Below are 25,429 nucleotides of genomic sequence, written 5' to 3' on the forward strand. Positions count from 1 at the left end.
CGCTTTGCTCTACCCCGCCAGCGGGAACTGTGATCCCGTTGGCAACACGGTGGCAACATCCGGTGTAACGGCGACCTCCTCTTTGGCCAAGGCAACCGCAGGCAATGAAACCCGCTCCAGCAACTTGAGGGAGTGGGCTCGGCCAACCGCCACCTGCCGCTTGATGTCATCGGGCAGGAAGGGCAGGCCGTCATTGGTGGCCGTGTCTATGGTCTGGATCCACTCCAGCCCCTCCCCCGGTGGCGGCAGACGGAACTGGATATCGTAGTCGCTGGCGTTGAACAGCACATACCAGCGCTCCCCTTCGCACTGCTGCATGCCGATGTCCATGGCAAACGCCTGTCCCATGGGGGCGTGCCAATCCTGATCCGTCAGCTGATGGCCGTCCGGGTGATACCAGTTGACCTGATGGCAGCTGGTGGGTGCCCCGTTCCAGCTGTCATCGCTCAGTTGCAGATTGGCAAAGACGGAGGACTCCGCCCGCAGGGCCATCATCTGCTGGGTGAAGGCGAGCAGCCGCTCATCCTCCGGCCGCCACTGCCAGTTGACCCAGCTGATCTGGTTGTCCTGGCAATAGGCATTGTTGTTGCCCAGCTGGCTGCGGCCCATCTCGTCCCCGGCCAGAAAGTGCGGTGTGCCCTGGGAGAGCAGCAGAGTGGCAATCAGGTTGCGCTTCTGCTGCTGACGCAGGTTGTTCACTCTGGGATCGAGCGTCGGCCCCTCGACCCCATGGTTGCTGGAGAGGTTGTTGCCGTGGCCATCCCGGTTGTCCTCGCCATTGGCCTGGTTGTGGCGCTGGTTGTAGGAAACCAGATCCTCCAGGGTGAAACCGTCGTGATAGCAGAGGTAGTTGACGCTGGTATGGGGAGCACGCCAGTTCTTCGGGAAGAGATCCCGCGAGCCCACCAGCCGGGTGGCAAAATCCCCCATCTTGCCGGCATCGCCGCGCCAGAAGGCGCGCACAGTGTCGCGGTAACGGTCGTTGATCTCCAGCCACTGACTCGGGAACTGACCGAGGCGATAGCCGAACGGCCCTATGTCCCAGGGCTCTGCGATGAGCTTGACCCGCGCCAGCACGGGATCCGCCATCATGGCCTTGAAGAAGGCCCCCATGGGATCGAACTCCCCCGCCTCCCGCGCCAGGGTGACGGCAAGATCGAAGCGAAAACCATCCACCTGCATCTCCGTGACCCAGTAACGCAGGGCATCCAGCACCAGCCGCAGGCTGTTGGGGTGATCCAGATTGACGCTGTTGCCGCAGCCGGTGACGTTGGCATGACGACTGTAGTCGGGGCCGTGAGCCCCCGCCTCGAAGGCATAGTAGCCCGCATTGTCAAAGCCCTTGAATGACAAGGTGGGGCCATCGAAACCGGATTCGGCGGTGTGGTTGTAGACCACGTCCAGTATCACCTCGAGTCCAGCCCTGTGCAGCTCCCGCACCATGGTCTTGAACTCGGTCACCGCCTCCCCCGCGCTATAGCGCGGCTCGGGGGCAAAGAAGGCGATGGGGTTGTAGCCCCAGTAGTTGGTGAGCCCCAGCTGCTCGAGCCTAGGCTCGGACATGAAGGCCGCCACCGGCATCAGCTGGACAGAGGTAACGCCGAGGGACTTCAAGTGCTCGATGATCACCGGATGGCAGATGCCGAGGTAGGTGCCGCGCAGTTCCCTCGGCACCCCCTGATGCTGGCGGGTGAACCCCTTGACGTGGGTTTCGTAGATGACGGTACGCGCAGGCTCTATGCCCGGCTTGCCGATCCCCTGCCAGTCGAAGGTGTCATCCACCACCACTGACTTGGCCACCATGGCGGCGCTGTCGCCCTCATACAGTTTGTCATCCCAATGGGTCGCCCGGCTGAGCGCCCTGGCATAGGGGTCGATCAGCAGCTTTTGCGGATCAAACAGCATCCCTTCCTGGGGCGCACCATGTACCCGATAACCGTAACGCTGACCGGCCTTGACGCCGCGCACATAGCCGAAGCGATATTGGCCGCGCCGGCCGGGCAATGCCAGCCGGACCAGCTCTTGCTCCTGCTTGTCGAACAGGCAGAGCTCTACCATGTCCGATTGGGGGGCCCAGACGCAGAAGTGACAACCCGTCTCATCAAGCAGGACCCCCAGCGGGTGGTCCTGCCCCTTTTCCATTGCAAACATCAAGACTCCTGTTTGATGAACAAGGTCGCGAGCGGCGGCAGATCCAGCACTATGCTGTGCCCCAATCCCTGCCAGGGGGTTGGCTCGGCGACGAAGACCAGACCCACATCATAGTTGCTGCCCCAGTAATGCTCGCTATCCGTGTTGAGCACCACGCGGTAATTGCCGGCGGCAGGCACCCCGAGTCGATAGGCGATGCGCGGTACCGGCGTGAAGTTGCAGGCCACCATGATCGGGTGGGCCCCCTGCTTGTCGGCCCGCAGCCAGGCAAAGACACTGTTGTCGGCGTCGTTGTGATCCAGCCAGCGGAAACCGGTCTGCTCATAATCGGCCTGATACAAGGCAGCTTCATGACGGTAGAGGTGGTTGAGATCGCGGATCAGGCGCTGCTGACCGCCGTGCTTGGGATACTGCAGCAGGTGCCAGGGCAGCTGGGCATCGTGGTTCCATTCGTTGCTCTGGGCGATTTCGGTGCCCATGAAGTTGAGCTTCTTGCCCGGGTGGGCATACATGAAGCCCATGTAGGCGCGCAAGTTGGCCGATTGCTGCCACTCGTCGCCGGGCATCTTGTAGAGCATGGAGTGCTTGCCGTGCACCACCTCATCGTGGGAGAGCGACAGGATGAAGTTCTCGTCATAGTGGTAAACCATGGAGAAAGTCATGTCGTTGTGGTGATAGCGGCGGTGAATAGGCTCTTTCTGCATGTAAGTGAGGGTGTCGTGCATCCAGCCCATATTCCACTTGAAGCCAAAACCGAGGCCACCGAGGAAAGTGGGACGAGACACACCGGCAAAGGCGGTGGACTCTTCGGCTATGGTCATGGCGTGGGGATACTTGCCGTACACCTCTTCGTTGGTCCACTTCAGCAGGCTGATCGCCTCGTAGTTGTGGTTGCCACCGTCGACGTTCGGCACCCACTCGCCGGCATTGCGCGAGTAATCCAGATAGAGCATGGAGGCGACCGCATCCACCCGCAGGCCGTCGATGTGGAACTTGTCGAGCCAGAACAGGGCACTCGCCACCAGGAACTGGCGCACCGTATTGCGGCCAAAGTCGTAAATGTAGGAGTTCCAGTCCGGGTGCCAGCCACGGCGCGGATCTTCGTACTCATAGAGCGGCGTACCGTCGAAACGGGCCAGACCGTGGGCATCGGACGGGAAGTGAGCCGGCACCCAGTCCAGGATGACGCCTATGCCGGCCTGGTGGCACTGATCCACAAAATATTTGAAGTCATCGGCACTGCCGTAACGGCTGGTAGGAGAGAACATACCCACCGGCTGATAGCCCCAGGAACCGCTGAACGGATGCTCGGAGACCGGCAGCAATTCGATATGGGTGTACTCCATCTCCTTGATGTAGGACACCAGATCAACCGCCAGCTCGCGCCAGCTCAGGCTGTCGCCGTTGGGGTGACGCTTCCAGGAGCCGACATGCAGTTCATAGATGGAGAGGGGCTGATCCCGCTTGTCATTGTGCTGGCTGGCAATCCAGGCGGCATCTTGCCACTGGTATTGATCGTGGTCATACACCACTGAGGCGAACGACGGATACTGTTCGCAGTAGAAACCGACAGGGTCGCTCTTGTGAGGCAGACGATGACCGGCAGGATCCTTGAGTTCAAACTTGTAGCGATCCCCGGCCTTGAGGCCCGGCACGAACAACACCCAGTGACCGCACTGGCTTCGCTGCATGGGGTGACGACGGCCGTCCCAGAAGTTGAAATCACCGATCAGGCTCACAGCGGTGGCGCTCGGCGCATAGACGGCAAAACGCACCCCCTCCACCTGCACGCCAAGATGCTCCACGCTGCGCAGTTGCGCACCCAGGGTGTGGTAGATGTTTTCCGGCTGTGAGGTCAGTTCTGCCAGACCGGCCCAACCCGCATCCTGAAACTGATAGGGGTCGACAAATTCAGTACTGGCATCGGAGTAGCTGGCGAGCAGCTGATAGGGAAAGGGATTTTTACGGCGGGTGAAAACAGTTTCAAAAAGGCCCGATTCATCGGTGGGTGCCAGGGTGGCAACGACTTTGCCCGACTTGAGATCCTTGACGCGCACCTCAAGGGCATCCGGCAACCAGGCGGTCAGTTTGAGGCCAGGCCCATCCGGATTGGCCTGCAGGCCTAAATGAGAGAAGGGATCGGCACAGCGGGCAGCAACCAAACGTTCAACGAGCATCGAGATTTCCTTTCATAGCTGAGCATCCGCTCCGGCCAGGGCCGAAGCGGATGTAAGTGAGTCACGTTTTGTCGGCAGTGGCTCAACGACTGGCCTCATCACGGGCCTGGCTCATCTTGCCTGCCAGCGCCTTGAGCGCTTCATTGGCAAAAATATCCTCCAGATCGGTGGACAGCTTGCGACGCCAGTTGGGGTATTCGTAACTGGTGCCCGGCACGTTGACCGGCTTGTCCATCTCCAGCCAGTCTTCCAGCTGGGTGCTGAACAGGGCACAGCTGCCGCGGGACATATGCAATTGCAGACCATGGTTGAGCTCGGTATTCATGCCGACCCAGTTCACGTCATGACTGATGTCGTCAGAGATGACCCCATGGGCATGCAGGCTGTCGAGGATCCGCTGCTTGGCCTGGTGGCGATCAGCATACAGTGTCTTGAGAACGTCTTCATCCGGATACAATCCCAACTCGCGACCCAGCGCCAAATCATCGCAATGCCAGAAGCCCTTCAAGGTCGGCATGTCGTGGGTGGTCAGGGCAGACATCGCCTGCTCGGTGTAGTGCGCAGGAGAGATGAAACCGCCATCGGCCTTGGAGCGCTCGAAGAAGAACACCTTGTAGGAGTGAACCCCGTTCTCTTTGAGCGTGACGTCTATGCCTTCCGGCACAGTTCCCAGGTCTTCACCGATCAGCAGGCACTGATTGCGGTGGGATTCGAGCGCCAGGATCCCCAGCAGGTCGTTGACCGGATAGTAAATGTAGGCCCCCTTGGCGGCAGACTCTCCGGGCGGCACCCACCACAGGCGCAGCAAGGCCATCACATGGTCGATGCGCAGCGCGCCGCAGGAGCGCATGTTGGCGCGGAACAGATCCACCATGGGCTGATAGGCAGCTTCAAATAGCTGGTTCGGGTTCATGGGGGGCAGGCCCCAGTTCTGACCAAGCGGGCCCAAAATGTCAGGCGGTGCACCGACCGAGGCTTTCGGGCAGTAGAGATCCCGGTTGGCCCAGATCTCGGTGGAGCCTTCGGAGACGCCGACCGCCAGATCACGATAGATCCCCATCACCATGCCAGCGCCCTTGGCGCGAGCATCGGCTTGAGCCAGCTGCTCATCGGCCAGGAACTGCAAGTAGAGATAGAAGTTCACATCCTGGCTGTGCGCGGCCATCCAGGCTGCCACCTCGGGGTTGTGGTAATCCCGCAACTCTTGCGGCCATACCGGCCAGCCCCAGGCATTTTCGCCCTTGGCATAGAAGTGGGCCTGCAGGGCATCAAACGCCGCCTGCTGTTGCAGACTGTCACCACCGGCCGCCACGAAGGCATCGAAATCGGCCTGACGCTCGGTACTGAAACTGGCTTCATCGAACACCTGACGCAGCATGCCGATCTTGGTCTGGATAACGCCGGTGTAATCCACGTTGCTCTTGGCACGCAGTTCATTGAGGTGCTGCTGAAAGGCCGGATTGGCCACTTCGGCCTTGAGGCGATCGTTGGCCAGAAACTCGGGCACGGCTTCCACGTTGATATAGGCCACATTGAGCCAGCGACGGGAAGAGGGGCTGTAAGGGCTGGCACTCTCGGGGTTGGCCGGATAGAGGGCATGAATGGGGTTCAGACCCACGAAGTGGGCGCCCCAGGCGGCCGCTTTCTCGACCAACTGGCCGAGATCGCTGAAATCGCCTATGCCCCAGTTGTAGCGGCTGCGCAGACAGTAGAGCTGCACGCTAGGGCCCCACACCTTGCGGCCTTCGGCGATGGGGGCCTGCTTGTAGCACGCCTTGGGCGCGACAATGAGACGCATGCTGGCAAGTGGCTCATCGTTGCCCTCCTCCAGCAAGGTCAGCTGGTGATAGCCAAGCGCTGGCTGAACATCCAGCGCGACCTGGTAGGCTTGGCACTCCATCTCTTCGAATTCAGCCACGCCAACCAGCTCACCCTCAATGGGGGTGATTTGGCCGGACAACACAGTCCCCTGCTCCAGCGCAAGCTGCCAGGTAAGGGCGTCATTGACGAAATCGATGGGCAGACGGACTTCAAGGGTGATGGGCTCACCGCTGCGGACCACCATGACGGGATCCAGCGCGCGTAGCCAATGCTGACGGTGCTCCTCTTCCAGCTGCTCGGTCAGGGCGGCCTCGTCATCGACGCGGTAACCCATGGCGCCCAGCATGGCAGACTTGCTCTCTTCGGATACCTGGGCCGGGTGGCCCCAGGCATCAACATACTCGCTGGCGATACCTTTGGCGGCAGCCAGCTGTTCAATCAGGGTGGTCATAGTTTGAGAATTCCCGCTGTGGATTCTATCTATACTATTTTGATTAATTTTTATGGGTGGTACTTGAACAGTGGCTCTGTGGCCATGCTAAACCGCGCACATTTTTACACATCCGCCGGGCTGGTTGTGTGACAGAGCAGGCACTATTGTTGATCTCTGTGACGCTGACCAATAGATAGTTATTTCGACAAAAACTGGTAGTCAGTTACATAAACAGAAAATAAATTTCACAGTTTTTCATGATATAGCGCAATTTCAGACAGATTGTTGGTTGACTCACAGGGGAGTTCTAGTAAATTTACAAACGGAATTTTCTTTGACTACTGAACAGTTAGGTAACCAAATATGACTATCAAAGTAGGTATTAACGGTTTTGGCCGCATCGGTCGTTTCGTGTTCCGTCTGGCCGCTGAGCGTGCTGACATCGAAGTGGTTGGCATCAACGACCTGATCGACGTTGACTACATGGCTTACATGCTGAAGTACGATTCAACTCACGGTCGTTTCAACGGTACCGTTGAAGTTAAAGACGGCAACCTGGTTGTTAACGGCAAAACCGTACGTGTTACCGCTGAGCGTGACCCGGCCAACCTGAAATGGGATGCCATCGGTGTTGACGTTGTTGCCGAAGCCACCGGTCTGTTCCTGGACGACGCAACTGCTCGCAAGCACATCGCTGCCGGCGCCAAGAAAGTCGTTCTGACTGGCCCGTCCAAAGACGCCACTCCTATGTTCGTCATGGGTGTCAACGACGCTACCTACGCTGGCCAGGACATCGTTTCCAACGCTTCCTGCACCACCAACTGCCTGGCTCCGATCGCCAAGGTTCTGAACGATACCTTCGGTATCGAATCAGGCCTGATGACCACTGTCCACGCTACCACTGCTACCCAGAAGACCGTTGATGGTCCGTCTGCCAAAGACTGGCGCGGTGGCCGCGGTGCGGCTCAGAACATCATCCCGTCCTCTACCGGTGCTGCCAAAGCTGTTGGCGTTGTTATCCCGGAACTGAACGGCAAGCTGACCGGCATGGCCTTCCGCGTACCGACTCCGGACGTGTCCGTTGTTGACCTGACCGTCAACCTGAAGAAAGCCGCTACCTACGCCGAAATCTGTGCAGCCATGAAAGCAGCCTCTGAAGGCTCCATGAAGGGTGTGCTGGGCTACACCGAAGATCAAGTGGTCTCCACTGACTTCCTGGGTGAGCGTCAGACTTCCGTGTTCGATGCCAAAGCCGGTATCGCACTGAACGACAAATTCGTTAAAGTTGTATCCTGGTACGACAACGAAATGGGCTACTCCAGCAAAGTTCTGGACCTGATCGCTCACATCTCCAAGTAATTTGGGATGCGCAATCAAGTAGCTTGAAAAAGGCGGCCATTGGCCGCCTTTTTGTATTTCGGCCCCTGGATTTTCCGACCCTCTCTTCATGAATGTGCGCGAGCACAGGAGTCCTCATGCAACCGATACGCTCTCTGACTGCCCACTGCACCCTCAGCCACAACGCAGCTGGCCAACCCCTGCTCACCATCGACAATGGCGATGCCAAGGCCGAGATCAGCCTGTTTGGCGCCCATGTGTTGCGCTACCAGCGTCACGGCGAACCCGCCTCGATCTGGCTCAGCGACAAGGCCGTGCTGGATGGCAGCAAGCCCATCCGCGGCGGTATCCCCGTCTGCTGGCCCTGGTTTGGCCCGGCGCCAGCCCGCGTTGGCAGTGGCAAACCTTCCCATGGCTTTGCCCGCACTACCCTCTGGACCCTGGACGGCGTCTCCGATCACGGTGATGGCACCCTGGTACATCTCTCTCTGCGTGACAATGAGTCAACCCGTGCCCTCTGGCCGCACCCTTTCGAGCTGGAACTGGACGTGCTGATAGGCAAGGAACTCTCGCTGGTGCTGACTACCCGCAATACGGGTAAAGCCCCCGTCGCCTATAATGCCGCCTTGCACACCTATTTGCAGATAAGCGCCCCAGAGGCTGTCAGCGTGACCGGGCTGGGTGAGCCTTATGCCGACAAGCTGACCGGTCAGGATGGGCAGCAGCAGGGCGCTCTGACGCTCACAGCTGCCATTGATCGGGTCTACCACCAAGCCGAGGCCATGGTGATGGTCAAGGACGGCGATCGCACCACTAAAGTGGTGAGCGGCAACAACGACAGCGTCGTGGTCTGGACCCCCTGGCTGGAAGGGGCCACCGCCATGGCGGACATGAGCGACGATGGCTACCGCACCATGCTCTGCGTCGAAGCGGCCATCACGGCCGAGGCTGGCGTCGTTATCGCACCAGATGAGGAGCACAGCCTCTCTACCGTGATCATCTAATCTTCGTCTTCGCGAACCCCATAACGAAAGAGGGCACCCGACGGGTGCCCTCTTCTATTCAACCTTTCTATTCAACTCTTCGCGCACTCAGGCATTACCCTGAGTCTTTAGCTTGAGTTCGGCAGCGAAGTCCAGCATGCGATCCAGCGGGATCAGCGCCTTCACCCGCAGGGCTTCATCCACCAGGATCTCGTGACGCTCGGCGCCATCGGTCAACGCCTCCTTGATCGCCACCAGGCCGTTCATCGCCATCCAGGGACAGTGGGCGCAGCTACGGCAGGTGGCACCATCGCCACCGGTCGGCGCCTCGACCATCTCCTTATCCGGACAAGCCTGCTGCATCTTGTAGAAGATGCCGCGATCGGTCGCCACTATCAGCTTCTGCTGGGGCAGCTCTTTGGCCGCCTTGATCAGCTGACTGGTGGAGCCCACCGCATCGGCCATCTCGATGACGGAAGCCGGAGATTCCGGGTGCACCAGCACGGCCGCATCCGGGTTCTGCTCTTTGAGCTCGCGCAGGGCCTTGGCCTTGAATTCGTCATGCACGATGCAGTGGCCCTGCCAGCGCAGCATCTGGGCCCCCGTTTTCTTCTCGATATAGGCACCGAGGTGTCTGTCCGGGCCCCAGATGATCTTGTGGCCCTGGCTGTCGAGGTGTTCGACTATCTCAAGCGCAATGCTGGACGTCACCACCCAGTCAGCCCGTGCCTTCACCGCCGCCGAGGTATTGGCATAGACCACCACTATGTGGTCGGGGTGGGCATCGCAAAAGGCCGAGAATTTATCGATGGGACAACCCAGATCGAGGGAACACTCGGCCTCCAGGGTCGGCATCAGTACCCGCTTGTGAGGGCTCAGGATCTTGGAGGTCTCCCCCATGAAGCGCACCCCGGCGACGATCAGGGTCTGCGCGGCATGATCCCGACCAAAGCGTGCCATCTCGAGAGAGTCACCGACGAAACCGCCACTGGCCTCGGCCAGCGCCTGGATCTCGGGATCCGTGTAGTAGTGGGCAACCAGCACGGCCTGACGCTCTTTCAGCAGTGCCTTGATGTCTGCGATCAGGGTCGTTTTCTGCTCGGCGGTCAGCGGGGCCGGTTTGACCGGGAACGGGTAGTCCATCTCGACCACCGGAGGGATATTGCTCATTGCGACTGTTCCATCAAGGCTCGGAAAGGCAAAAATTATAACCAGAAGCCGGCCACAAACCCATCAACAAATCCGGTGATACGCAAGTGTCCGAATATACTCAAGTAATTCGTTGTCATTCTTGCCAAAAGGAGTTGTCGAATGAAACAACGCTCTCTCAAAACCAAGCTGCTGTTGCTCACCATGGGCCTCTTTCTGTCCAGTGGACTGGCCATGACACTGATGCAATCCTCCTCCTTGCAATCCCTGCGCAGCGACATCATGGCCCAGACCCGCAGTGCGCTGGAGCAGGAGGTCTCTCGCACTCTGCAGTTCCAGGCCGAGCGCTACGCAGTACAAATAGGGGCCCTGTTGCAACAGTCCTATCAGGTGCCGCTGGGGATCGCCGCCCAGCTCGAGGGCAGCATGGCTCAGCCTGATCGCGCCCTCTCCCGTCCCCAGGTCGAAACCCTGCTGGGCAGCCGCTTGCAGCAGGCGAGCGGGATCAGCTCCATTTATGCCCAGTTTGAAGCCGATGGCTATGATGGCCAGGATGCCAGCTGGCAGTCCGGCGCATCCCACTCAGTGTCCGACAAGGGCAGTCTGGAGATCTACTTCGTCCGGGACCAGGGTGGCCAGGTCTCGCAACAGCAAGTGGACGCTGCCGCCAGCGAGGCCAAATACGACACCTCGGTCAACGAATTCGGTATTCGCAACAGCGAATGGTACCTGTGCGGCCGCGATACTCGTCGCCCCTGCCTGATGGAGCCCTACCTCTACGAGATAAGCCCGGGCAACCAGATGCTGATGACCAGCCTGACGGTGCCCATTCTCAAGGAGGGCAAGTTCGTTGGCATAACCGGTGTCGACATGAACTTGCCCATTTTCCAGCAATTGGCAGAAAGCCTGGGTAAAAGCCTGTATGACAATCAGGCCGACGTGACCCTGGTCAGCAAGATGGGTCTCATCGTCGGCAGCAACCGCCATGCCGACAAGCTGGGCCGTCCGCTGACGGAGGTCGGTCTGAGCCCCCCCACAGGACAAACCCTGGATACCGATACCGACTTCATCCTGCAACAACCGGTGCGGATCGAGGCGGCCGATACCCAATGGTGGCTGCTGATCAAGGTACCCAAGGCGCTGGCGCTGAGTCAGGCCAACACCATCAGCACTCAGCTGGGGGATCTGATGCAGGCGGCCCAGCGCCAACAGCTGATAACAGTGACCCTCATCACCCTGCTGGCACTGGGCCTGCTCATCTGGTTCATCCAGACCATCACGGCCCCCTTGTCGCTCATCAGTCGCCATGTCTCCCACCTCTCCAGCAACGAGGGAGATTTGACCCAGCAGATGCAGATCGACACCCACCAGGAGCTGATCGAGCTGGCAGGACACCTTAATGCGTTTCTTGGCAAGCTGCGCGGCATGGTGCAGGGCAGCAAACTGATAGGCCAGCAGGTACACCAGCAGGCACAGGGCATGAAGCAGACGGCCGATACCATGCGTACCAGTCTGGATGAGCAGAGCATAGAGCTTGAGAGCGTGGTCAGCGCCATGCACCAGATGAGCACCACTGCGGTCAGCGTGGCGGGTTACGCGGAACAGGCCGCCCAGGAGTCAGAAGCAGCCACCCATCACATCAATACCGCCCAGCAGACCCTGAGCAATGCCCGCAACGAGATCCATACCCTGGTTGAAGACATGCATCAGGCTGACAAGGCGGTGGCGCTGGTGGCCCAGCGCAGCACCAATATCAGCCGTATTCTGGATGTGATCCGGGCCATTGCCGAGCAGACCAACCTGCTGGCACTGAACGCCGCCATAGAGGCAGCAAGGGCGGGAGACATGGGACGAGGTTTTGCGGTGGTAGCAGACGAAGTACGGGCCCTTGCCAACAAGACCCGGGAGTCCACCGACGAGATAGGCCAGCTCATCGGCAGCCTGCAAACCGAGGTGAGCAGCAGCCAGCAACTGATGAGTACCGGCATCACCCGCTCGGCCAGCACGGTCGAGGGCACGGAACAGGCGTTCGAGGCCCTCAACCGGGTGGTCGCCCAGATCCAGCAGATCCACGATCACATCAGCCAGGTGGCCACCGCCGCCGAGCAGCAGAGTGCGGTCAGCGATGACATCAACCAGAACCTGATGCGCATTGGTGATGCTGCCACCACCATTGGCCAGGAGGCCAGTGCCAGCCATCGCTTGAGCGAAGAGCTGGAGCAGGCCTCAACTGCACTGGCAACCCAGCTGGACCGCTTGAGAACCTGATGACAAACGACCATAAAAAAAGCCCGCATCGTTGCGGGCTTTTTGATCTGGTGGTCGTTACTGGGATCGAACCAGTGACCCCCTCCTTGTAAGGGAGGTGCTCTCCCAGCTGAGCTAAACGACCTGGGATTCTGGAAATGATGGTGGGTCGTGCTGGATTCGAACCAGCGACCAATTGATTAAAAGTCAACTGCTCTACCGACTGAGCTAACGACCCATCTAAATCATTTTTTTACAAACTGGTGGTCGTTACTGGGATCGAACCAGTGACCCCCTCCTTGTAAGGGAGGTGCTCTCCCAGCTGAGCTAAACGACCTGGGATTCTGGAAATGATGGTGGGTCGTGCTGGATTCGAACCAGCGACCAATTGATTAAAAGTCAACTGCTCTACCGACTGAGCTAACGACCCATCTAAATCATTTTTTTACAAACTGGTGGTCGTTACTGGGATCGAACCAGTGACCCCCTCCTTGTAAGGGAGGTGCTCTCCCAGCTGAGCTAAACGACCTGGGATTCTGGAAATGATGGTGGGTCGTGCTGGATTCGAACCAGCGACCAATTGATTAAAAGTCAACTGCTCTACCGACTGAGCTAACGACCCATCTAAATCATTTTTTTACAAACTGGTGGTCGTTACTGGGATCGAACCAGTGACCCCCTCCTTGTAAGGGAGGTGCTCTCCCAGCTGAGCTAAACGACCTGGGATTCTGGAAATGATGGTGGGTCGTGCTGGATTCGAACCAGCGACCAATTGATTAAAAGTCAACTGCTCTACCGACTGAGCTAACGACCCATCTAAATCATTTTTTTACAAACTGGTGGTCGTTACTGGGATCGAACCAGTGACCCCCTCCTTGTAAGGGAGGTGCTCTCCCAGCTGAGCTAAACGACCTGGGATTCTGGAAATGATGGTGGGTCGTGCTGGATTCGAACCAGCGACCAATTGATTAAAAGTCAACTGCTCTACCGACTGAGCTAACGACCCATCTAAATCATTTTTTACAAACTGGTGGTCGTTACTGGGATCGAACCAGTGACCCCCTCCTTGTAAGGGAGGTGCTCTCCCAGCTGAGCTAAACGACCTGGGAATGCTTGTTGCCAAACTGGTGGGTCGTGCTGGGTTCGAACCAGCGACCAATTGATTAAGAGTCAACTGCTCTACCAACTGAGCTAACGACCCCCACCTTTGCCTGGCACTGTTCGCCTTCGGCAAACAGTTTCAACTCTACTCACAAATCTGGTGGTCGTTACTGGGATCGAACCAGTGACCCCCTCCTTGTAAGGGAGGTGCTCTCCCAGCTGAGCTAAACGACCTGGGAATTCTGTCTCCACCTGATGGAGAAATGGTGGGTCGTGCTGGATTCGAACCAGCGACCAATTGATTAAAAGTCAACTGCTCTACCGACTGAGCTAACGACCCTCACCACGACCAGGACCGGCTGCAATACTGCTCCGGCTCTGACGGCGGCCTATATTACGGATTTATCATCCTGGCGCAATAGAAAATTCTTAAATTAAATCTGTTTGTTCACTGCGCATACAAAGCAGGGCCGTATTTACAAGATTGTTACGAAAACAGTGACCTACGGCAATGTTACAACTTGCTCAGACTCTGCTTGGCCAATTGGGCTGGCGAGGTATTGGGGTAGCCCTTGATCACCTGCTCATAGAAGGTTTTGGCTTCCGCTTTCTTGCCATCGAGTTGTGCCAGCATACCCAGTTTCAGCAGGGCATCGGCCCGCTTGGGAGACTTGCTGAACTTGTTCGCTACCGTGGAGAACTGCGCCGCGGCACCGGTCCTGTCCCCCTTGTTGAACAGCAGTTGACCGAGCCAGTAGTGGGCATTCGGCACATAGCTCGAACTCGGGTACTGCTTGATGAACCCTTCGAAGGCGGGAATGGCCTTGTCGTAGTTCTTGTCCTTGAGTACCATGTTCACGGCCGCATCGTAGGCCTGGTTCTCATCCAGATTGGCAGAGTAGTTTGCCGCAGGGGCTGCACTCGCACCGGCCGCAGGCGTGGCGGGAGCAGCAGGCTTGCTGTTGGCCACCTTGTCCAGCTCTTGATAGAGCTGACGCTGACGCTCTTGCGACTGTTCCATCTGGTAGGTTTGCTGCTCCAGCTGGCCACGCAGTTCAGAGACCTCCCCTTGCAGGGAATCCACCTGTTGCTGCAATTCGGCCTGCAGGCGCAGACGGGCATTGAGGGTGCGTTCCAGCAAGGCAACCCTGTCTTCCAGGCTGCCTGTGGGCATGATGGCGCCATTGTTGCCGCTGAGGGCCACGCCACCACCGCCATTGCCACTGAGGTCGCTCACAGGCGCAGCCGCCTGAGCACTCAGTGCAAATAAGACGGCCATCACAATAGTCGCTTGCTTATACACGAGCTTCATTCGGAATAAACCTTAGCGTTTAGTGCAAATAAAACGGCCATCGAAATGGCCGCTTGCTTATATACGAATTAAATTCGGATCAAACCTTAGTAAACCAGAACCGCACGGCGGTTTTTGGCAAAGGCATCCTCGGTGTGAGACAGATCCAGCGGCTTCTCTTCGCCATAGCTGACGATGGAGAGCTGCTCAGCCTGCACACCCAGGGTTTGCAGATACTTGGCAACAGCCTTGGCACGACGCTCGCCCAACGCGATGTTGTATTCCGGAGTACCGCGCTCATCGGCGTGGCCTTCGATCAACACCTTGACGGACGGACGCTCACGCAGGTAGCTGGCGTGTGCATCCAGCAGGTCGGCGTACTGACCCTGAATGTCATAACCATCAAACGGGAAGTAGATCACGTTGTCACGTTGCAGTGCTTCAAACTTCTGACGCATCTGCTCTTCCGGGGACAACATACCGTTGGCGCCACCGGTTTGTACACCGCCCATGCCGTCGGTCATACCTGACTCGGCGCCAGCGGCGTCAGAATCAGAAGAGGAGCTACAAGCGGCCAGGGTGAACAGTGGCAGTGCGATGGCCAAACCCTTGAGCAGTTTATTGAGTTGCATGCTATTTCCTTAAACCTTTATAACAAAACAAAAAACAATCGAATTTTTATCAATTCAAGAAGGGCGACCAAGCTGGTGCACGAATTTCACCGCTACTGGTCGGAAGAACCGCCTTGAAACGACCATCGGTCGATACCAACGCCAGGCTCTTGCGACCTTGATAGATGGTGGCATAAATGATCATGCTGCCATTGGGAGCCACACTTGGCGACTCATCCAGAGCACTCTGGGTCAATACCAACATTGCTCCGCTTTCCATATCTTGACGAGCGATGCGATATTGTCCCTGAACCCGGGTCACCATCACCATGGACTTGCCGTCCGGCGTGACAGAGGCACCCTGGTTGGATTCTCCTTCCCAGGTCATCCGGCGAGTGACGCCAGTCGCCAAATTTACGCTATAAATCTGGGGTTTGCCACCACGTTCAGAGGTGAAAATCAAAGTTTGCCCGTCAGGCATCCAGGCCGGTTCAGTATCGATCACCCGGGTATTTGTCACCCTTGTCAGCTGCTTGCTTGCAACATCAATAACATAGATATCAGGCTGACCATCTTTGGACAGTACAATAGCCAATCGACGACCATCTGGAGACCACTTTGGCGCCCCGTTGATACCGCGGAAACTGGAGATCAGGCTACGCTGCTGGTTGTAGATGTCCTGCACATAGATTTCAGACTTCTGGTTCTCGAAACTCACGTAAGCCAGCTTGCTGCCGTCCGGCGACCAGGCCGGTGACATCAGCGGCTCGCGGGAGCGCAGCAGCGTCTTCTCGTTGTAGCCGTCGTAATCGGAGATACGCAGCTGATACGGGAACTGGGCCCCCTGCTCGATCGAGACATAGGCAATCCGGGTCAGGAAGGCACCACGTTCGCCCGTCAGACGCTCATAGACGATGTCGGAGATACGGTGAGCAAATTGGCGCATCTGGGCACCCGGTATGGTCGCCATCCGGCTGTCCAGAATGTAACCGTTGCTCTCTCCGCCCTGAGTCTTGGCCAGCTGGCCCTTCAGTACGTCGACCAGCTCGAAGTTGATCTTGTAAGTACCGTCGCCGACGGCAGCAATGGAACCGACCACGACTGCCTCAACCCCCTGGGACGCCCAGGGTGCGAAGTTGATCTCGCCACTGGAGCTAGGGGTTTGCGGCATCTGGCCACGGGCCAGCGGTTTGAACTTGCCACTTCGCATCAGGTCGTTGGAGACCACTTCCGCGATATCCTGCGGCAACTGGCCATTGCCTTCCCACTTGAAGGGTGCAATGGCAATCGGTCGCGCACTGTCGATACCGCCAGTGATGACGATGTCCAAGGCCGCCTGAGCACTCTGGCTCAGCAACAAACAGCCAACCAAAGCAAAAAACACTTTTCTTATCATGGCTTAAATACTCGGTTCCAATAAAAGTGAGAGGTTACATTCCATTCTCAGCAAGACGCTGCCAACCACAGTAAACGACCCCGTTTTCTCATGCCTAGATGCTCGGTTCCAACTTGAGGTTGAATTCCTTCAACATCTCGAAGGCCGCAGGATCCTTCGGTACCGGCAGTTGATTGGCCTTCAATACGGCCGCTTTGCCGGAACGACATACTGCCGGGTCACCCTGGCCGTTATCTACCGATATGACAAAGCCGGTGCTGGCAAGCCGCACACCGATAGTACATGTTTTGCCCCGCATGGTGGGATCCAAAATCATATAACGCTCAACAGTGGCCTTGATGAGAGCCGCATATTTGTCGACTTCACCTTGCGCTGCCGCGGATGCAGCCTGACTGCGGGCATTGGCCTCAGCCGCCAGCTGCTGCTGCATCATGTCTTCCATCTCTTTTTGCAACTTGGCTTGCTCGGCTGCTTTACGCTTGCGCTCGGCCGCTATCTTGGCCTGCTTGTCAGCTTCGGCCTTGGCTTTCTTCTCTGCGTCAGCTTTTGCCTTCTTGGCAGCTTCTTCCTTGGCCTCCTTGGCTTTCTTGTCCGCTTCCGCCTTGGCCTTTTTCTCGGCCTCTGCCTTGGCTTTCTTGTCCGCTTGGGCCTTGGCTTTCTTCTCGGCCTCCTGCTTGGCCTTCTTGTCAGCGTCCGCTTTCTTGGCCGCCTCAGCCTTGGCTTGCTTCTCCTCGGCCTCTTTCTTCTCTTGTTCCTTTTTCTTCTTCAGCGCCAGCGCCTTGCTCTCGGCTTCTGCAGCCTTGCGCTCAGATTCCGCCGTCTTGGTTTTCTGCTCTTCCAGCTTGCGGGCTTCCTCGGCTTTTTGGGCCTTCTCTTCCGCTTGCTTCTGCTCGGCGACTTTTTTCTGCTTCTCTGCCTCGGCCTTGCGGGTCGCCTCTTCGGCTTCCTTGCGCTTGGTTTCGGCGATACGCAGCCGCTCCTGCTGCTGGGCCAGCTCACGCTTGGCGAGGTCCGTGTCTTCCTTCTCCTGCTCTTTCTCTACCTTCTGGGGCTTGGGCTGAGACTTCTGCTGCTGGATCTGCTTGGCCTGCTCGTTGAGGAAGTTCTCGTCGAGCATGACGGCATTGACGATCTGCCCCTTCGACTCTGGCCGCTTCGGTTTGCTGAAGTCGACCCCGACCAGCAAAATGATGCCGACGATCAGGTGCAGCAGCAGCGACGCGACGAGATAACCGGAAATACCACGCTTCACATCCATCTCCGTCAGTTCACCGGATCTGTCATCAGGCCAACCTGAGGCACGCCCGCATTCTTGAGGGCCACCATCAGCAGTATCACCTCTTCGTAGCGCACGGACTTGTCACCCGCCACCACGACGGGGGCGTTCTGGTTGATGGCCAGATAGCCCATGGCCTTTTCGGTGATGTATTGCTGCATCGCCTCGGGCGTTCCGGCAGGCACCGGCTCATCGTCGGCCTCACCGGCCTTGATGACGTACTCGCCTTCGGTATTGACGCTGACAATGAAGGGGGGCTTGGCATCTTCCGGCAACTGCTCGGATTCTGCCTGCGGCAGGTCAACCTTGACCCCTTGCGTGATCACCGGCGTCACCGCCATGAAGATGATAAGCAGCACCAGCATGACGTCGATATAGGGAACCACGTTGATCTCGCACACCTTCTTGCGCCGGATCCGCTGATAGGTTTGCATTACTGATCACCCTGCTGCTGTGCAATTTGACGGTTCAGTATGGTGGTGAACTCGTCCATGAAGTTGGCGTAGGCGTTCTCCAGCTTCTCTACCTTGTTGGTAAACCGGTTATAGAAAATAACCGCAGGAATAGCGGCAAACAGGCCCATGGCAGTCGCGATCAGCGCTTCCGCGATACCAGGAGCCACCATCTGCAAAGTAGCCTGTTGTACCTGGCCCAGGGCGATAAAGGCGTTCATGATGCCCCATACGGTACCAAACAGGCCGATATAGGGGCTGATGGAGCCGACGGTTGCCAGCACTGGCAGGTTGGATTCCAGCTCGTCCACCGCGCGGGAAAGCGATACCCGCATGGCACGATAGGTACCGTCCATCACCGCATCCTGGCCACGGGCGCCCGCCTTGAGCAGGCGAGCATACTCCTTGAAGCCGGAATAGAAGATGTCTTCCATGCCTTCGATATCATCGCGGCGGGAGGAAGACTCCTGATAGAGGCGGTTGAGATCGACCCCGGACCAGAAGCGGTCTTCAAACTGCTCGGATGCCAGATTGGCCGCCTTGATGACCTTGGAGCGTTGAAAGATCAGCGCCCAGGAGACAACCGACATCCCCATCAGGGTCATCATGACCAGTTTTACCAACAGGCTGGCTTGCCAAAACAGGCCAATAAACGAAATTTCAGCGTGCACTTAACAGCACTCCCTTCACATTTTCTGGTATTGCAACAGGTTTCATATGCGGATGACTGACGCAGGCTATCTGTACCATGGCCTGGGTGATCAGTCGTCCATCAGCCGCCAGGATCTGCTGTGAGAAGCGCATGGATGCACGTTTCACTTCAGTCACTTGCGTTATTACGGTCAACAATTCATTAAAACGGGCCGCCGAGCGGAAATCGATCTCTGTTCGACTCACCACAAACGCGAATCCGGCTTGCAGCAAGACATCCTGTTCGATGCCGCCGCTGCGCAGAAACTCGGTGCGAGCACGTTCCATAAACTTGAGATAATTGGCGTTGTAGACGATGCCCCCGGCATCTGTGTCTTCGTAGTAGACACGTACCGGAAACTCAGAGACTTCCCCCATAAAAATCTGTGATCCATTCGACAGTCAGATGGGGGGCTATCATAGCGCAGGGCTGAATAGGAAAGAAGCAGGGGGAGACAGGGAAATCCTGCCTCCCCCCGTTTTTTATGAAAGGAAATAGCCTTGGGTCAACCAGAGCCCATACAACAAACTGGGCAAGGCGAGCCAGGGGCAAAACAACACTCGGCCAATGAGGCTGCGGGGATGGAATCCCAGCCCGTGCATGACGCCGCAACAGACCGCCCACATCAGCCAGGGAGCGAGCAACAGCCCATGCTCACTGGTGTTGGCGGCCACCAGGTTGGGGGCCTGTAAAATAGCAACGGCCAACAGGGCCGCCGCTACCAACATCAACCCCTGCCAGGGTTGGCGCTCCAGAGGAGCGGCCAACCGGGCGAGCCGATCACTTGTCTTCATCGATCTGACGATCCATGTTCTCGCTGTGTTCCAGCCAGAGCGCATTGATGATGCCAAATGAACACGCCAGCAACAGACCCAGGATCCAGGTGAAATACCACATATCAGGGCACCTTCTTAGTAGAGCGATTGTTGGTTGTCTTCGATGTGCTTGCTGGTCACCCGACCAAACATCTTGACGTAGGTCCAGATGGTATAAGCCAGCACAATCGGTACCAAGATAGCTGCCGCCACCGTCATCACCTTCAGGGTGTTGAACGATGCGGTGGCATCCCACATGGTCAGGCTCAGTGACGGCTCGAGGCTCGAGGGCATCACGAACGGGAACATGGAGAAGCCTGCGGTCAGGATCACGCCGGCAACCGCCAATGAAGAACAGGTAAACGCCACCCAGCCTTTATTCAGCTTGGCAAACAGCGCAGTGAGCAGGCTCATGGAGAGGCCCAGTAACGGCGCGGCTATCATCCAGGGATAGAGGGCGTAGTTGTTCATCCAGGCACCGGCCTGGCGCACCACTTCCTTGTTCATGGGATTGGATACCGCATCGGTCGCAGCCGCCTTGACGACCACGTAGCCGTCCATGCCACTCACCCACCAGCCAGCCAGGCCGAACAGCACCAGGGTCAGCAGGGAGCAGATCATGGCTGCAGTGCGGGAACGCGCCAGCACCTCACCATCGGTCTTCATCATCAGCCAGGTCGCACCCTGAGTGACCAGCATGAACAGACTCACCAGACCGGCCAGAATGCCGAACGGATTGAGCAGGCCGAAGAAGTTGCCGTGATAGGTCAGCATCATGAACTGGTTGAATTCGAACGGCACGCCCTGCAGCAAGTTGCCAAAGGCCACCCCGAACACTATGGGGGGGACTGCGCTGCCAATAAACAGCGCCCAGTCCCAGTTGCTGCGCCACTTGGCGTCTTCACGCAGGGAACGATACTTGAAACCGACCGGACGGAAGAAGAGCGCCATCAGGGTCAGGATCATGGCGATGTAGAAGCCCGAAAAGGCCGCCGCATAGACCATGGGCCAGGCCGCAAACAGGGCACCGCCCGCCGTGACCAGCCATACCTGGTTGCCTTCCCAGTGCGGGCCCATGGTGTTGAGCATCACCCGACGCTCCACATCCTTCTTGCCGACGAAGGGGAGCAATGCGCCCACCCCCATATCGAAACCGTCGGTGATGGCGAAGCCGATCAGCAAGACGCCAACCAGTACCCACCAGACCAGACGCAACATTTCGTAATCAAACATGGGTTACTCTCCTTATACCTTGCTCTGTTCGAAGTGGTACTTGCCCGTCTTCAGGCTGCTTGGGCCCAGACGCGCATACTTGAACATCAGGTACATCTCGATGATCAGCAGTACGGTATAGAACAGGAAGATCCCGATCAGGGAGAACCAGATCTCGGACGCAGGCACGTTGGATGCAGAGAGCGAGGTCGGCAGCACTTCGGCTATGGTCCAGGGTTGACGGCCATATTCGGCGACAAACCAGCCCGCCTCGATGGCGATCCAGGGCAGCGGAATACCCCACAGCAGGGCTTTGAGCAGCCACTTTCGCTCACCGATACGGTGACGAGCACTGTCATAGAAGGCCAGACCGATCAGTACCAGCATCAGCATGCCGCAGGCAACCATGATGCGGAAAGCGAAGAACAGCGGCAGAACCTGCGGGATGGAGTCATCCACGGCGGCCTTGATCTGTTCGTCGGTCGCGTCTGTCACATTGCTGGTGTAACGCTTGAGCAGCAGACCATAGCCGAGATCCTGTTTCACTTCATCGAAGCGTGCCAGGGTATCTTCGGACTTGTCGCCGGATTGCAGCTTGGTCAGCAGGTCGTAAGCGTTCATGCCGTTACGCACACGCAGCTCGTGCTCGCTCTTCAGATCCTTGAGGCCGGTCACCTGGCCGTCCAGAGAGCGGGTAGCAATGATGCCGAGCGCATAGGGGATCTTGATGGCGTAATCGGTACGCATCTCTTCCTGATTCGGAATGCCGAACAGGGTAAATGCAGCCGGTGCAGGTTCTGTGTCCCACTCGGCTTCGATGGCCGCCAGCTTCACCTTCTGCACTTCACCTGTCTCGTAGCCGGACTCGTCACCCAGGATCAGCACAGAGAGGATGGAGGCCATACCGAAGGCAGCTGCGATGGCGAAGGAGCGACGGGCGAAGGCCACATCACGATTCTTCAGCAGGTAGTAAGAAGAGATGCCCAGCACGAACATGGCGCCCGTGGTGTAGCCAGCCGCGACCGTATGGACGAACTTGACCTGAGCGACCGGGTTGAAGACCAGTTCGGCGAAACTCACCATCTCCATCCGCATGGACTCGAAGTTGAACTCGGCACCGACCGGGTTCTGCATCCAGCCGTTGGCAACCAGGATCCAGAGGGCGGAAAGGTTGGTTCCCAGCGCCATCAACCAAGTTGCAGCCAGATGCTGACGCTTGGTCAGGCGGTCCCAACCAAAGAAGAACATGCCGACAAAGGTGGATTCCAGGAAGAACGCCATCAGCCCTTCGATGGCCAGCGGGGCCCCGAAGATATCACCGACATAGTGGGAGTAGTAGGCCCAGTTGGTACCGAACTGAAACTCCATGGTCAGCCCTGTGGTAACCCCGAGGGCGAAGTTAATACCAAACAACTTGCCCCAGAACTTGGTCATGTCCCGGTAGACAGTGTTGTTGGTCATCACATAGACAGATTCCATGATCGCCAGAATGAAGGCCATTCCGAGCGTCAGGGGCACAAACAGGAAGTGATAAAGGGCCGTCGCAGCAAATTGGAACCGCGATAGGTCTACCACATGCTCAGCAATCATGATGTTTCCTCACCGATTATTGGCACGGCTATTTTAAGTTTTAAGGACAAAGCTTCCGTTGGAAGTCCCCGAATGATCGGTCATGTTCCAGTTTGCACTGACGACCGGTTTCGACTGCTACCAGCATTAACAACAAGGCAATATCGAGGAACAAAAAAAGCTAATGTTTAACAATTGCAAAACAATCTAGCTTGCTTTATTCCTGCCCATAATGACCGGTGTTTTATATCACCTTTATTTGATTGAAATCAATGTAAAACCACCATGAATACATGCCTTTTAAAGGCATTTTCACGCTCAATTCCATTTAATTTGGAGAGCTGTGTCACAAAAAACTGAAAATCACAAATCATTGATTTAAATCAATTTTATTATCTCGATCAATAAGTGGCAGTTCTGTTAAAAAATGACTTCCAACGTGAATTTCATTATGTTTCCCCCGCCTGCCAACGCTGCCAACCAACTCAATTTAAAACCAGTAAAAACGCATTTTCATGCTAATTGAACAGACCAGATAAATGATTAGTTAATCTAATCTGACATGCTCAATTTTTCTTGTTTGTCCGAGTCAGACAGAGCCCCTACAATGCGCCTCGCAGTGAGGGCATCCCCTTGGATACAGGCCGGTCAATCCGGGTTCCCGGCACGTATTCGATGAACATTTCGAACCTGTCTATTGGAATTTAAGATGAAAAAGTTTGTTGCTAAAACCATCCGTTACTACAAGCTTTCGTTCGTTCAGCTCTATCAAATGAACCGACTCTGAGGCCTCGCGACGGCTCCTCTGTTTTTTCCGGTCTGTGTCCAGACGCACTCACTGTCTGTGAACATCCATCCTGAATTGTCTTTGCCCACCGCCTGTGCCGTGGGCTTTTTTATGTCCGGATAACAAAAAACCGCCCTTGATGGCGGTTTTTTGTTCAAACAGCTGTTTTCACCTTTCATCTGGCCGTTGCAGGCCAAAATGTGCATAAGCTCTTGGTGTCGCCATCCGCCCTCTGGGTGTACGTTGCAGGTAGCCCTGCTGGATCAAATAAGGTTCCAGTACATCCTCGATAGTATCTTTTTCTTCACCTATGGCAGCCGCCAGGTTATCGAGACCCACAGGGCCCCCCATAAACTTGTCTATGACAGCCAACAATAGCTTGCGGTCCATGAAGTCGAAACCTTCATTGTCCACGTCCAGCATGTCCATGGCACGGGCCGCTATGGGTCCATCGATCCGGCCATCAGACTTGACCTGGGCAAAGTCGCGCACCCGGCGCAACAAGCGGTTAGCAATACGCGGAGTACCGCGAGAGCGACGGGCCAACTCCAGGGCCCCGTCACCTGTCATCTCCAGTCCCAGACAGCGGGCACTGCGAGAGACGATATCGGTCAGATCCTTGACGTTGTAAAACTCCAGCCGCTGGACGATGCCGAAACGATCCCGCAGCGGGCTGGTCAGGGAACCGGCCCGGGTGGTGGCCCCGATCAGGGTAAAGGGTGGCAAGTCGAGCTTGATGGAGCGAGCGGCAGGGCCCTCCCCTATCATGATGTCGAGCTGGTAATCCTCCATCGCCGGATAGAGCACCTCCTCCACCACAGGGCTGAGACGGTGGATCTCATCGATGAACAAGACGTCGTTCGGTTCGAGGTTGGTGAGCAGGGCCGCCAGATCACCGGCCTTTTCCAGCACAGGGCCCGAGGTGGTCTTGATGTTGACCCCCATCTCGTTGGCGACTATGTTCGCAAGCGTTGTCTTGCCCAGACCCGGCGGGCCGAAGATCAACAGGTGATCGAGTGCCTCACCACGCTGGCGGGCCGCCTCGATGAAGATCTCCATCTGCTCGCAGACGGGATCCTGACCTGTGTAATCGGCCAGCATCTTTGGCCGTATGGCCCTATCGATGATCTCATCCTCACGCACGCCAGTGGCGGAAATGAGACGGTCCGCTTCAATCATTGCCTACCTCACACCAGACTACGCAGGGATTCACGGATGATATCTTCCACCGACATTCCCTCTTTGGCTATCTTGCTGACGATCTGGCTGGCCTGCTGCGGCTTGTAGCCAAGCGCCACCAGTGCACTGGCCGCCTCTTCGCTCGAATCCGGAGCACGCAGGACGCTCTCCCTGGCTGGCAGGCTGATCTCGGCCGGCGAGAAGAGATCGTGGCTGACCCAGCCCTTGAGCCTGTCCTTCATCTCCACCACCAGCCGCTCGGCGGTCTTCTTGCCCACGCCTGGCAACTTGATCAGGGAGCTTATCTCCTCACGCTCGACACTCAGCACAAACTGGGTAGCGGTCATGCCGGAGAGAATGGCCAGCGCCAGCTTGGGGCCGACGCCATTGGTTTTGATCAGCTCGCGAAACAGCGCCCGCTCCTGCTTGTGATTGAAGCCGTACAGCAGCTGTGCATCTTCCCGCACCACGAAGTGAGTGTGGATGGTCACTTCCTTGCCGATCTCGGGCAGATCATAGAAGCAGCTCATGGGCATCTGTACTTCATAACCCAGGCCCCCGACTTCCAGCAGCACCTCGGGGGGTTGTTTCTCAATGACTACGCCTCTCAAGCGACCAATCACGGCTCTCTCCTCGCCAAACCATCTATCTGTAAATTGGGTCATAGCATAAAGAATAACTGGATAAGTATCCAGCATAGGGCGGTGACGGATGACAGAGGATTCTCGGCATTCTGGCGCTTTCGGAGCC

The 25,429-nt window shown here is 57.2% G+C and carries 20 protein-coding genes and 14 tRNA genes; 3 read left to right on the plus strand and 31 right to left on the minus strand.

The genetic code is table 11. The annotated features are described in order from the left end of the window. Positions 1–9: 9 nt before the first annotated feature. The 3 genes from glgX to malQ form a co-directional block, all read right to left on the minus strand. A complete protein-coding gene (gene glgX, locus AC1P02_RS01005) occupies positions 10–2,151 on the minus strand; it encodes a glycogen debranching protein GlgX (protein ID WP_485183653.1) in 2,142 nt (713 codons plus the stop codon). Beyond that, positions 2,151–4,328, minus strand: coding sequence for a 1,4-alpha-glucan branching protein GlgB (gene glgB / locus AC1P02_RS01010; protein ID WP_485183654.1), 2,178 nt, complete (start codon positions 4,326–4,328; stop codon positions 2,151–2,153). The genes glgX and glgB overlap by 1 nt, the downstream gene beginning before the upstream one ends. 82 nt (positions 4,329–4,410) lie before the next feature. Then, the gene (gene malQ, locus AC1P02_RS01015; RefSeq protein ID WP_485183655.1) at positions 4,411–6,600 is read right to left on the minus strand and encodes a 4-alpha-glucanotransferase; all 2,190 of its coding nucleotides are present in this window, start codon (positions 6,598–6,600) and stop codon (positions 4,411–4,413) included. Positions 6,601–6,945: 345 nt separating this feature from the next. Here malQ and gap point away from each other — a divergent pair, with 345 nt between their 5' ends. Both gap and AC1P02_RS01025 read left to right on the plus strand, forming a co-directional pair. Next, positions 6,946–7,941, plus strand: coding sequence for a type I glyceraldehyde-3-phosphate dehydrogenase (gene gap, locus AC1P02_RS01020; protein WP_005313250.1), 996 nt, complete (start codon positions 6,946–6,948; stop codon positions 7,939–7,941). 116 nt (positions 7,942–8,057) lie between these two features. Then, positions 8,058–8,924 carry a D-hexose-6-phosphate mutarotase gene (locus AC1P02_RS01025; protein ID WP_485183656.1) on the plus strand — a complete coding sequence of 289 codons (867 nt, stop codon included), beginning with the start codon at positions 8,058–8,060 and terminating at the stop codon, positions 8,922–8,924. A gap of 87 nt (positions 8,925–9,011) precedes the next feature. On the opposite strand, the gene nadA is transcribed toward AC1P02_RS01025, so the two are convergent. Further along, a complete protein-coding gene (gene nadA, locus AC1P02_RS01030; protein WP_485183657.1) occupies positions 9,012–10,073 on the minus strand; it encodes a quinolinate synthase NadA in 1,062 nt (353 codons plus the stop codon). 141 nt (positions 10,074–10,214) lie between these two features. On the opposite strand from nadA, the gene AC1P02_RS01035 reads away from it, so the two are divergent. Beyond that, positions 10,215–12,320 (plus strand): methyl-accepting chemotaxis protein, encoded by a 2,106-nt coding sequence (locus tag AC1P02_RS01035; RefSeq protein WP_485183658.1) that lies wholly within the window; start codon positions 10,215–10,217, stop codon positions 12,318–12,320. 48 nt (positions 12,321–12,368) lie between these two features. Here AC1P02_RS01035 and AC1P02_RS01040 read toward each other — a convergent pair. The 27 genes from AC1P02_RS01040 to ruvA form a co-directional block, all read right to left on the minus strand. Beyond that, positions 12,369–12,444, minus strand: a tRNA-Val gene (locus tag AC1P02_RS01040). Positions 12,445–12,461: 17 nt separating this feature from the next. After that, positions 12,462–12,537 (minus strand) — tRNA-Lys (locus AC1P02_RS01045). A 23-nt stretch (positions 12,538–12,560) separates the two neighbouring features. Then, a tRNA-Val gene (locus AC1P02_RS01050) sits at positions 12,561–12,636 on the minus strand. A gap of 17 nt (positions 12,637–12,653) precedes the next feature. After that, positions 12,654–12,729: transfer RNA gene (locus AC1P02_RS01055), tRNA-Lys, on the minus strand. A 23-nt stretch (positions 12,730–12,752) separates the two neighbouring features. Beyond that, positions 12,753–12,828: transfer RNA gene (locus AC1P02_RS01060), tRNA-Val, on the minus strand. A gap of 17 nt (positions 12,829–12,845) precedes the next feature. Further along, positions 12,846–12,921: transfer RNA gene (locus AC1P02_RS01065), tRNA-Lys, on the minus strand. 23 nt (positions 12,922–12,944) lie between these two features. Then, positions 12,945–13,020: transfer RNA gene (locus AC1P02_RS01070), tRNA-Val, on the minus strand. A gap of 17 nt (positions 13,021–13,037) precedes the next feature. Further along, a tRNA-Lys gene (locus AC1P02_RS01075) sits at positions 13,038–13,113 on the minus strand. Positions 13,114–13,136: 23 nt separating this feature from the next. Next, a tRNA-Val gene (locus AC1P02_RS01080) sits at positions 13,137–13,212 on the minus strand. Positions 13,213–13,229: 17 nt separating this feature from the next. Further along, positions 13,230–13,305: transfer RNA gene (locus AC1P02_RS01085), tRNA-Lys, on the minus strand. A gap of 22 nt (positions 13,306–13,327) precedes the next feature. Continuing rightward, a tRNA-Val gene (locus tag AC1P02_RS01090) sits at positions 13,328–13,403 on the minus strand. Positions 13,404–13,424: 21 nt separating this feature from the next. Continuing rightward, positions 13,425–13,500: transfer RNA gene (locus AC1P02_RS01095), tRNA-Lys, on the minus strand. A 58-nt stretch (positions 13,501–13,558) separates the two neighbouring features. Beyond that, a tRNA-Val gene (locus AC1P02_RS01100) sits at positions 13,559–13,634 on the minus strand. 30 nt (positions 13,635–13,664) lie between these two features. Then, a tRNA-Lys gene (locus tag AC1P02_RS01105) sits at positions 13,665–13,740 on the minus strand. Between the two features lie 174 nt (positions 13,741–13,914). Next, a complete protein-coding gene (gene ybgF / locus AC1P02_RS01110) occupies positions 13,915–14,712 on the minus strand; it encodes a tol-pal system protein YbgF (RefSeq protein ID WP_447832063.1) in 798 nt (265 codons plus the stop codon). Positions 14,713–14,798: 86 nt separating this feature from the next. Beyond that, positions 14,799–15,323: a peptidoglycan-associated lipoprotein Pal gene (pal, locus tag AC1P02_RS01115; RefSeq protein WP_005313284.1), complete on the minus strand. Its 525-nt coding sequence runs from the start codon at positions 15,321–15,323 to the stop codon at positions 14,799–14,801. Between the two features lie 49 nt (positions 15,324–15,372). Beyond that, on the minus strand, positions 15,373–16,698 hold the full coding sequence (gene tolB / locus AC1P02_RS01120; protein ID WP_011898362.1) for a Tol-Pal system beta propeller repeat protein TolB: 1,326 nt from the start codon (positions 16,696–16,698) through the stop codon (positions 15,373–15,375). A gap of 94 nt (positions 16,699–16,792) precedes the next feature. Further along, positions 16,793–17,956, minus strand: coding sequence for a cell envelope integrity protein TolA (gene tolA / locus AC1P02_RS01125; protein ID WP_485183661.1), 1,164 nt, complete (start codon positions 17,954–17,956; stop codon positions 16,793–16,795). Positions 17,957–17,961: 5 nt separating this feature from the next. Beyond that, entirely contained in the window at positions 17,962–18,408 is a 447-nt protein-coding gene (gene tolR, locus AC1P02_RS01130; RefSeq protein WP_005313291.1) for a protein TolR, read from the minus strand. Further along, entirely contained in the window at positions 18,408–19,097 is a 690-nt protein-coding gene (tolQ, locus tag AC1P02_RS01135) for a protein TolQ (protein WP_005313294.1), read from the minus strand. Before tolQ ends, tolR begins: the two co-directional genes overlap by 1 nt. Continuing rightward, positions 19,087–19,494 (minus strand): tol-pal system-associated acyl-CoA thioesterase, encoded by a 408-nt coding sequence (ybgC, locus tag AC1P02_RS01140; protein ID WP_005313296.1) that lies wholly within the window; start codon positions 19,492–19,494, stop codon positions 19,087–19,089. The genes tolQ and ybgC overlap by 11 nt, the downstream gene beginning before the upstream one ends. A 105-nt stretch (positions 19,495–19,599) precedes the next feature. Further along, positions 19,600–19,911 (minus strand): cyd operon YbgE family protein, encoded by a 312-nt coding sequence (locus tag AC1P02_RS01145; RefSeq protein ID WP_005313299.1) that lies wholly within the window; start codon positions 19,909–19,911, stop codon positions 19,600–19,602. Beyond that, on the minus strand, positions 19,898–20,014 hold the full coding sequence (gene cydX / locus AC1P02_RS01150; protein WP_005313303.1) for a cytochrome bd-I oxidase subunit CydX: 117 nt from the start codon (positions 20,012–20,014) through the stop codon (positions 19,898–19,900). The genes AC1P02_RS01145 and cydX overlap by 14 nt, the downstream gene beginning before the upstream one ends. Before the next feature lie 14 nt (positions 20,015–20,028). Next, positions 20,029–21,165 carry a cytochrome d ubiquinol oxidase subunit II gene (gene cydB, locus AC1P02_RS01155; RefSeq protein ID WP_005313305.1) on the minus strand — a complete coding sequence of 379 codons (1,137 nt, stop codon included), beginning with the start codon at positions 21,163–21,165 and terminating at the stop codon, positions 20,029–20,031. 12 nt (positions 21,166–21,177) lie between these two features. Next, positions 21,178–22,734 (minus strand): cytochrome ubiquinol oxidase subunit I, encoded by a 1,557-nt coding sequence (locus AC1P02_RS01160; protein ID WP_005313307.1) that lies wholly within the window; start codon positions 22,732–22,734, stop codon positions 21,178–21,180. Between the two features lie 934 nt (positions 22,735–23,668). Next, complete coding sequence (gene ruvB, locus AC1P02_RS01165) at positions 23,669–24,679, minus strand: Holliday junction branch migration DNA helicase RuvB (RefSeq protein ID WP_005313309.1); 1,011 nt, start codon at positions 24,677–24,679, stop codon at positions 23,669–23,671. Between the two features lie 8 nt (positions 24,680–24,687). Then, positions 24,688–25,302 (minus strand): Holliday junction branch migration protein RuvA, encoded by a 615-nt coding sequence (ruvA, locus tag AC1P02_RS01170; protein WP_005313314.1) that lies wholly within the window; start codon positions 25,300–25,302, stop codon positions 24,688–24,690. Between the last annotated feature and the right edge of the window lie 127 nt (positions 25,303–25,429).

It is taken from the genome of Aeromonas sp. TS_SC_11 (assembly GCF_057318915.1).